This window comes from Streptomyces sp. AcH 505, assembly GCF_000818175.1.
In the GTDB taxonomy this organism is placed as follows: Bacteria; Actinomycetota; Actinomycetes; order Streptomycetales; family Streptomycetaceae; genus Streptomyces.
Genome location: NZ_JTIY01000001.1, coordinates 445,697 through 453,617 on the forward strand (window position 1 = coordinate 445,697; position 7,921 = coordinate 453,617).

At 70.8% G+C, this 7,921-nt stretch carries 10 protein-coding genes; 3 read left to right on the plus strand and 7 right to left on the minus strand.

Annotation, left to right across the window (positions count from 1 at the left end; genetic code table 11):
- The 4 genes from HY68_RS01985 to rimP form a co-directional block, all read right to left on the minus strand.
- On the minus strand, positions 1–368 hold a 368-nt coding region (locus tag HY68_RS01985), incomplete at its 3' end, for a translation initiation factor IF-2 N-terminal domain-containing protein (protein WP_041983790.1).
- A 149-nt stretch (positions 369–517) separates the two neighbouring features.
- Positions 518–808, minus strand: coding sequence for a YlxR family protein (locus tag HY68_RS01990; RefSeq protein ID WP_078863873.1), 291 nt, complete (start codon positions 806–808; stop codon positions 518–520).
- Between the two features lie 74 nt (positions 809–882).
- The gene (nusA, locus tag HY68_RS01995) at positions 883–1,899 is read right to left on the minus strand and encodes a transcription termination factor NusA (RefSeq protein ID WP_041983796.1); all 1,017 of its coding nucleotides are present in this window, start codon (positions 1,897–1,899) and stop codon (positions 883–885) included.
- A gap of 2 nt (positions 1,900–1,901) precedes the next feature.
- A complete protein-coding gene (gene rimP / locus HY68_RS02000; RefSeq protein ID WP_041983799.1) occupies positions 1,902–2,396 on the minus strand; it encodes a ribosome maturation factor RimP in 495 nt (164 codons plus the stop codon).
- A gap of 122 nt (positions 2,397–2,518) precedes the next feature.
- Between rimP and HY68_RS02005 the strand changes: the two genes are divergently transcribed.
- From HY68_RS02005 to HY68_RS02015, 3 genes are read left to right on the plus strand one after another with little or no spacing between them, the layout of a single operon-like run.
- Positions 2,519–3,028 (plus strand): hypothetical protein, encoded by a 510-nt coding sequence (locus tag HY68_RS02005; RefSeq protein ID WP_041983801.1) that lies wholly within the window; start codon positions 2,519–2,521, stop codon positions 3,026–3,028.
- Positions 3,025–3,447, plus strand: coding sequence for a ferritin-like domain-containing protein (locus tag HY68_RS02010; RefSeq protein WP_041983803.1), 423 nt, complete (start codon positions 3,025–3,027; stop codon positions 3,445–3,447). The genes HY68_RS02005 and HY68_RS02010 overlap by 4 nt, the downstream gene beginning before the upstream one ends.
- A 24-nt stretch (positions 3,448–3,471) precedes the next feature.
- Positions 3,472–4,356: an aminoglycoside phosphotransferase family protein gene (locus tag HY68_RS02015; protein WP_041983805.1), complete on the plus strand. Its 885-nt coding sequence runs from the start codon at positions 3,472–3,474 to the stop codon at positions 4,354–4,356.
- Between the two features lie 220 nt (positions 4,357–4,576).
- Here HY68_RS02015 and HY68_RS02020 read toward each other — a convergent pair whose 3' ends face one another.
- From HY68_RS02020 to HY68_RS02030, 3 genes are all read right to left on the minus strand, one after another.
- Complete coding sequence (locus HY68_RS02020) at positions 4,577–6,271, minus strand: proline--tRNA ligase (protein ID WP_041983808.1); 1,695 nt, start codon at positions 6,269–6,271, stop codon at positions 4,577–4,579.
- A 141-nt stretch (positions 6,272–6,412) separates the two neighbouring features.
- Positions 6,413–7,000, minus strand: a complete 588-nt coding sequence (locus HY68_RS46170; RefSeq protein ID WP_041983811.1) for a GNAT family N-acetyltransferase — start codon at positions 6,998–7,000, stop codon at positions 6,413–6,415.
- Between the two features lie 16 nt (positions 7,001–7,016).
- On the minus strand, positions 7,017–7,859 hold the full coding sequence (locus HY68_RS02030) for a GNAT family N-acetyltransferase (protein WP_041994994.1): 843 nt from the start codon (positions 7,857–7,859) through the stop codon (positions 7,017–7,019).
- Between the last annotated feature and the right edge of the window lie 62 nt (positions 7,860–7,921).

A 7,921-nucleotide genomic window follows, 5' to 3' on the forward strand; every position in this document is an offset into this window, starting at 1 on the left:
CCGGGGCTCGGTGCCGCTGCGGGGGTGCTGCCGTTGGTGCTGGGGGCGCTGCTCACGGGTGCCTCGGCGGCGGCCGGCTTGGGGGCCGGGACACCGGGCTTGGGGGCAGCGGGACGTGCCGCCTGCGCCGGTGAGGGCGCCGCGGGCTTCGCGGGGGACGCCTTGCGGGGCGCCCCGGGCTTCGCAGCGGGCTTCGCGCCGTTGCCGGCGGGCCCCTGCAATGCGTCGGTCAGTTTACGTACAACCGGCGCCTCGATGGTCGAGGACGCCGAACGGACGAATTCACCGAGTTCTTGGAGCTTGGCCATGACGACCTTGCTCTCGACGCCGAACTCCTTGGCGAGTTCGTATACCCGGACCTTAGCCACTTCGCTCCTTTTAGGTCCGGGTTACCGCCGGACCGTCGCTACTTCATGGGCGTACTCATCGCGTACTCATCGAGTGCTCATCGCAATCTCGACCTACTTCCAACTCGCGAGGTACCTGAACCGCACGGGGTTCCGTGCCGTACGTCTTCTTACAGTGCTGCCTGCGCTGTGATTGCCTCGACGGCCTGGCGCAGGTCCACGCTGTCGAGCGGTCCCTGGACCCGGAAGGCCCGGGGGAACGCCCGGCGGCGGACCGCCAGATCAAGACAGACCAAGGCGGGGTGCATATACGCACCCCGGCCGGGCAGCGTACCGCGTTGATCGGGAACACATTGTTCACCGTCCACCACGATGCGCAGCAGATCGCTTTTGGCCGCTCGTTCCCGGCACCCCACGCACGTTCGCTCAGGGCAGGCTCGGGCCTTCGTCCGGCCAGACACCATTAAGTCTACCTCCCCGTACGGACCTCACCCCTACGGGGCAAGATTCGAACACCTGCTGTCCGAAAAGATCGTCACGCGTGATCGGCCTCGGCCTGATCTGCGGACTCGGACTGCTCGGTGTCGGGACGGATGTCGATGCGCCAGCCGGTGAGCCGCGCGGCGAGCCGGGCGTTCTGCCCTTCCTTGCCGATCGCGAGCGACAGCTGGTAGTCCGGCACGGTCACCCGTGCCGAGCGGGCGGCCATGTCGACGATCTCGACCTTGCTGACCCGGGCGGGCGACAGCGCGTTCGCCACCATCTCGGCCGGGTCCTCCGACCAGTCGACGATGTCGATCTTCTCGCCCAGCAGCTCGGCCATCACGTTGCGCACCCGCGCCCCCATCGGGCCGATGCAGGCGCCCTTGGCGTTGAGGCCCGACCGCAGCGACCGCACGGCGATCTTGCTGCGGTGCCCTGCCTCCCGGGCGATGGCCGTGATCTCGACGGACCCGTCGGCGATCTCGGGCACCTCCAGCGAGAACAGCTTCTTCACCAGATTGGGGTGAGTACGGGACAGCGTCACCGAAGGACCGCGTACGCCCTTGGCCACCCGGACCACATAGGTGCGCAGCCGCAGCCCGTGCGTGTAGTTCTCGCCCGGCACCTGTTCCTGCACCGGAAGGATGGCCTCCAGCTTGTCGTCCAGCTTGACGAGGACGTTCTTCGGGTCCTTGCCCTGCTGCACCATGCCGGCCACGACATCGCCCTCGCGGCGCGCGTACTCGCCGAACGTGACGTCGTTCTCGGCGTCCCGCAGCCGCTGCTGGATGACCTGGCGCGCGGTGGTCGCCGCGATCCGGCCGAAGTCCGAAGGCGTGTCGTCGAACTCCTTGGGCTCCTGCCCCTCCTCCAGATCGGCGGCGTCCTCCTTGGCCCACACCGTCACGTCGCCGTTGTCCCGGCTCAGTACGACGCGTGCGTGCCGACGGCTGCCTTCGGTGCGGTGGTACGCGATGAGGAGGGCGGACTCGATCGCCTCGACCAGCAGGTCGAAGGGGATCTCCTTCTCTTGTGACAAGCCCTTCAAGAGCTTCACGTCGATATGCACGGCTACGCCTCCTCTTCCTTCTTGTCCTTGCGGCTGAATTCGAGCTCGACACGCGCCTTGGCGATCTGCGCGAACTCCAGCCGGCGGGCGGTGGGCTTCCGCCCCTTCACCCCGGGCACCTCGACATCAAGGCCCTCGTCGTCCACGGCCAGGATCCGGGCCACCAGCTCGCCCTCGGGAAGCTGGAACCTGGCGAGCCTGCCGACGGCGCGCACATAGTGGCGGTGCTCGGTCAGCGGGCGCTCGGCCCCGGGTGATGTCACTTCGAGCTGGTACTCGTCCTCGCCCATGGCGTCGGTCTCGTCCAGCGTCGTGGAGATGGTGCGGCTCAGCTCGGCGCACTCGTCGAGATCCACGCCGTCGTCGGAGTCCACGACGATCCTCAGCACACGACGCCGGCCGGCCCGGGAGAGCTCGACCTCTTCCAGATCAAGGTTCTTGGCGCTGACGAGCGGTTCCAGCAGTCCGCGCAGCCTCTCGCTCTGGGTGGTGCTCATCCGGGTGACTCCTCGGCCGCGTCTGCTGTTGTGGGATCGTCCTGCGTCAGACGGCAAGGGTATCCGGTCCCAGGGGGTGTTGCCGTCCACATGGGGCTGACCCGCAGGTACGCTCGCCTGCGATGATCACTGCGAGGGAGAGACGCGTGGGTACGACACGGAGGCAGCTCCTCATGGGCGCCGCCGCGGCCGGTCTGCTGACGGCCTGCTCCTCGACCGACGCCGACCGCCACGGGCCCGGCGAAAGCGCCTCGGTACGCGCCGAGAACACCCTCAGGGTCCGCACGGCCGCCACCAGCCGGACCCTGCTCGCCCAGTACGACGCGGTACTGGCCCGCCACCCCGGCCAGCGCGCCACCCTGGCACCACTGCGCGCGGCCACCGCCCAGCACGTGGCGGCGCTCTCCCCCGCCAGGAAACCGCCGGCCACCCCGCCGCCGGGCCCGACCGCCGCGGTCTCAGCGGACCCCGCCGAAGCACTCAGGGCGCTGGCGACGACAGCCCGCCGCACCACGGACGCCCAGACGGCCGCCCTGGTGGACGCGCCCCCGGAACTCGCCCGGCTGCTGGCCTCCGTAGCCGCCGCGAGCGCCACCCACGCGTACCTGCTGACCGAAGGAGCGGCCCGATGAGCAGCGGTGCGCTGGAGGCGGCACAGGCCGCACTCGCCGCCGAACACGCGGCCGTGTACGGGTACGGGGTCGTCGGCGGCCGGATCGGCACGGCCCGCGGCGCTGAGGCGTCGGCGGCCTACGCGGCACACCGCGCCCGGCGCGACGCCCTGGCCCGTACCGTCCGCGACCTGGGCGGCGAACCCACCGCCGCAGCGGCCGCCTACACGCTGCCGTTCCCGGTGGCGGGGGCGACGTCGGCGGAACGCCTGGCCGCCCGCCTGGAGGACAGGGTCGCCGACGTCTACTCCGACCTCGTACGCGCCGCCGAAGGCCCGCTGCGCAGGCAGGCCGCCGACGCGCTCCGCGAGGCAGCGGTGCGCGCGGCGCGCTGGCGCGGCACCGGCGTAGCCTTTCCCGGACTCGCCGAGCGGTCGTGAGCCCAGAAGGGGAACTACGTACGTATGGCTTTTGAACCGCCGGAGCGTCTGCTGCGCACGCTCGGCGAGACGTACGGAGAATCCGCGGCCACCCCGTGGCTCGACCGACTGCCCGCCCTCGCCCAGGAAACGGTCACCCGTCAGGGCCTGACCGTCGAACGGGTCGTGGCGCCCGGCGGCCGGAGCAGCCTGGTGATGCTCGTACGCAGGAGCGACGACTCCCCCGCCACCCTCAAGATCGCCCCACCCTTCGCCGCCCCCGCGCTCGAACACGCGGCCCTGGCCCACTGGAAGGGCTGGGGCGCGGCGGAGGTCCTGGACGACGCACTGCTGGTGGAGCGCCTGCACCCCGAGATGTCCCTGCGCTCGCTCCCGGAGGCCAAGGCCCTGCTGGAGGCGGCGGGCACACTGCGACGCCTGTGGGTGGAGCCGCCGGCGGACCACGGGTTCGAAACGGTGGAGACCCGCACGGAACGCCAGGCCACAACGATGGCCGCGACCCAGGACGAAACCGCGGCCCCCCTGATCACAGCAGCGCTCCAGGCCCGAGCGGACCTCATGACCGGTCCGACGGAGACGATGCTCCTGCACGGCGCGTTCCGCCAGGGAAAGGTCCTGGCGGCCGACCGGACACCCTGGCTGGCCGTGGGCCCCGAGCCGCTGGTGGGTGAGCGGGCGTACGACCTGGCGAGGCTGGTACGCGACCGGGTGGAAGACCTGGTCGCCTCGGACGCCGGCGCTTCGGCAGCCCGACGCCGGATCAACCGGCTGGCGGACTCGCTGGACGTCGACCGTGACCGACTGCGCGCCTGGACGCTGTTCCGCGCCGCGGAATCCGCAACCCGCGCCCTGACGGCCCGTCACCGCCAGGCGGCCGAGCTGCTGTTGGAGTTCGCGGCCTGGCTGTGAAGGGGGTCGTGCAGGGGTGGTGTCCGGAGCGTAGAGCGTGATTTGTGGCGCATCTCGGCGGTGGCTCCGCGTCACGGGAGTACGCGCCGTAAATCATGCAGCGCAGGACACGACCCCGGAACGGCCCCCGGCAACAACCGCAACCAGGGACCCGCAACCGAGCCGCACCCGCACCCAGACCAGAAGCCCAGACAGCCCAGAAGCCGGAAGGCCGGAAACCTCAGACCGCGGTGAGCCGAGCCACCGCCTCCGCCACCGTCAGCTCCTCGCGCTCACCACTGCGCCGGTCCTTCAGCTCCAGCACACCCTCCGCCGAGCGCCGCCCCGCCACCAGGATCTGCGGCACACCGATCAGCTCGGCGTCCGTGAACTTCACGCCCGGCGACACCCCGGGACGCTCGTCCACCAGCACCCGCAGCCCGGCGGCGGCCAACTGCTCGGACACCGACACGGCCAGCTCCGTCTGCAGCGCCTTGCCCGCCGCCACGACATGCACGTCCGCCGGCGCGATCTCGCGCGGCCAGCACAGCCCCTGCTCGTCCGCCGACTGCTCGGCCAGCGCCGCCACCGCGCGCGAGACGCCGATGCCGTACGAGCCCATCGTCACCCGCACCGGCTTGCCCTGCTGCCCGAGCACGTCGAGCTGGAAGGTGTCGGCGTACTTGCGGCCGAGCTGGAAGATATGGCCGATCTCGATCGCGCGGTCCAGGGTCAGGCCCGCGCCGCACGCCGGGCACGGGTCGCCCGCCTCGACCACCACGACGTCCAGGTAGTCGTCGACCTCGAAGTCCCGCCCGGCGACCACGTTGCGCGCGTGCGTACCCGTCCGGTTCGCGCCGGTGATCCACGCCGTGCCCGGCGCGATCCGGGGGTCGGCGATGTAGCGGACCTTCAGGTCCTGCGGGCCCACGTAGCCGCGTACCAGATCCGGCCGGTCCTCGAAGTCCTCGGCGGTGACCAGCTCCACCACCGCGGGGGCGAGGTGTTCGCCGAGCTTGCCGAGGTCGACCTCGCGGTCGCCCGGCACACCGACGGCGACGATCTCGCCGTCGACCTTGACCAGCAGGTTCTTCAGCGTGGCCGAAGCGGGCACCCCGAGGAGCGCGGCGAGCGACTCGATGGTCGGGGTGTCCGGCGTGTCCAGCTCCTCGACGGCAGGGTGGTCGACGGCGCCAACCGCCGGCGCCACGAACGTCACCGCCTCCGTGTTGGCCGCGTAGTCGCACGCCGGGCAGTCCACGAACGTGTCCTCGCCCGCCGCTGCCGGTGCCAGGAACTCCTCCGACGCCGAGCCGCCCATCGCGCCGGAGACCGCGGAGACGATCCGGAAGTCGAGCCCGAGCCGCTTGAAGATGGCCTGGTAGGCGGCGCGGTGCAGGGCGTACGACTCGGCCAGGCCCTCGTCCGTGGTGTCGAAGGAGTACGAGTCCTTCATCTGGAACTCGCGCCCGCGCAGCACGCCCGAGCGCGGCCTGGCCTCGTCGCGGTACTTCGTCTGGATCTGGTAGAGCATCACCGGCAGGTCCTTGTAGGACGTGCACTGGTCCTTGACGAGCTGCGTGAAGATCTCTTCGTGCGTCGGGCCGAGCAGATAGTCGGCGCCCTTGCGGTCCTTGAGCCGGAACAGCAGGTCGCCGTACTCCTCCCAGCGGCCGCTCGCCTCGTACGGCTCCCTGGGCAGCAGCGCGGGCAGCAGCACCTCCTGCGCGCCGATCGCGTCCATCTCCTCGCGTACGACGCGCGAGACGTTGTCGAGGACCTTCTTGCCCAGCGGCAGCCAGCTCCAGATGCCGGCGGAGGTGCGGCGGACGTAACCCGCGCGCATGAGCAGCTTGTGGCTGAGCGTCTCCGCGTCGGCCGGGTCGTCGCGCAATGTCTTGGCCATCAAACGGGACATGCGCTGGACCTGGGGCATGGGGAGCACTCCTGCGTTCTCTCGGGTGATGCCAGGAGATTAGCCGTGCCGCACCCGCACCCGGAAATCACTTCTCCACGCGGACGGCGGCCCGGGACACACGGACCGCGGGCCCGGGACACACGAAACACGGCCCGGACATCACGCGTCCGAGGCGACCGCCCCAGGTCTGCGCAACGGCAGCGTCGCCCCCATCACCGCGTACGGCCGCGCCGCGCTCGGGAAGTGGACCTGGCGCGCGAGGTCCTGGTAGCCGAGCTGGCGGTACAGATGCCGGGCCGGGCTCTCGACGTCGATCGCCGACAGGATCGACCGGGGCTGGGTGACCCCGTCGGTGATGACGGTGATCAGCGCGCGTCCGATGCCCCTGGCCTGGTAGCCGGGGTGGACGTGCAGTTCGGTGATGACGAAGGAGTCGTCGAGCCAGCTGTCCGACTCGGTCCTGCGCAGATACGGCTCGACGACGGTCGACCACCAGTGCGTGCGCTGGTTGGGCAGCCCGTAGACGAACCCGACGAGTTTGCCCTCGTCGGTGGTGGCCCCGAAGGAGCGGCAGCCGGGGTACATCAGATGCCGGAGCACGATGTGCCGGCGTACGTCGATCTCGTCGTCGCTGAGCCCGAACGCGAGGGCCTGTACGGCGAGGGCGTCGTCCACGCGAGCGGTGAGATCGACCGGCCCTACCTGCACGTCGGGGGTCCGGGGGTCGTCCCCGGGGATGCTCAGCATGTGCGGAACCCTACTTTCAGAACAGCACGCTCATGAAGGCGCCCACCTCACGGAAACCGACCCGGCGGTAGGCGGCCCTGGCGGGGGTGTTGTAGTCGTTCACGTACAGGCTCACGACGGGGGCGACGTCGGCCAGCGCGTACCGGACGACCGCGGCCATTCCGGTCTCGGACAGGCCCTGGCCGCGATAGGCGGGATCGACCCAGACGCCCTGGATCTGGCAGGCCCGGTGGGTGGCGGCGCCGATCTCGGCCTTGAAGATGACCTTGCCGTTGTCGATCCGGGCGAACGAGCGCCCCGCGCCGACGAGTTCGGCCACACGCGCCTGGTAGAGGAGGCCGCCGTCGCCGGCGAGCGGTGAGACGCCGACCTCTTCGGTGAACATCGCCACACAGGCCGGCATGATCGTTTCGAGTTCGTCCTTGCGGATCCGGCGCACGTACGGGTCGGGCGTGACGGTGGCGGGGATCTGCTCGGTGACCATCAGCGGCTGGTTGGCCCTGACCTCGCGGGCGGGGCCCCAGCTGGGTTCCAGCAGCCGCCACAGCTGGGTGGTGGCTTCGAGGGGTCCGACGATGGACGAGCACCGGCGGCCGGTGCGGCGGGCGCGGTCGGCGAAGCCGCGTACGGCTTCGCGGGTGGCGCAGATGGGGACGAGGTTGGCTCCGGAGTAGCAGAGCGAGCGCAGATGTCCGTCGGCGTACCAGCCCCACATCTCGCCGCCGAGGCGCCACGGGTCGAGTCCCGCCACCTGGACGCGCGAGGTCACGAAGGCGTTGGCGACCGGCTCGCTCTCAAGGATGGCGAGCGCTGCGCCGAGTTCGCTGGGTTCGAGGACCCGGGTGGTGGTCTGCGTCAACACTGGGGGCCTCACCATACGGTCTGCTGATCTGCGAACTCTACCTGGCGGCCTCCGGGGGC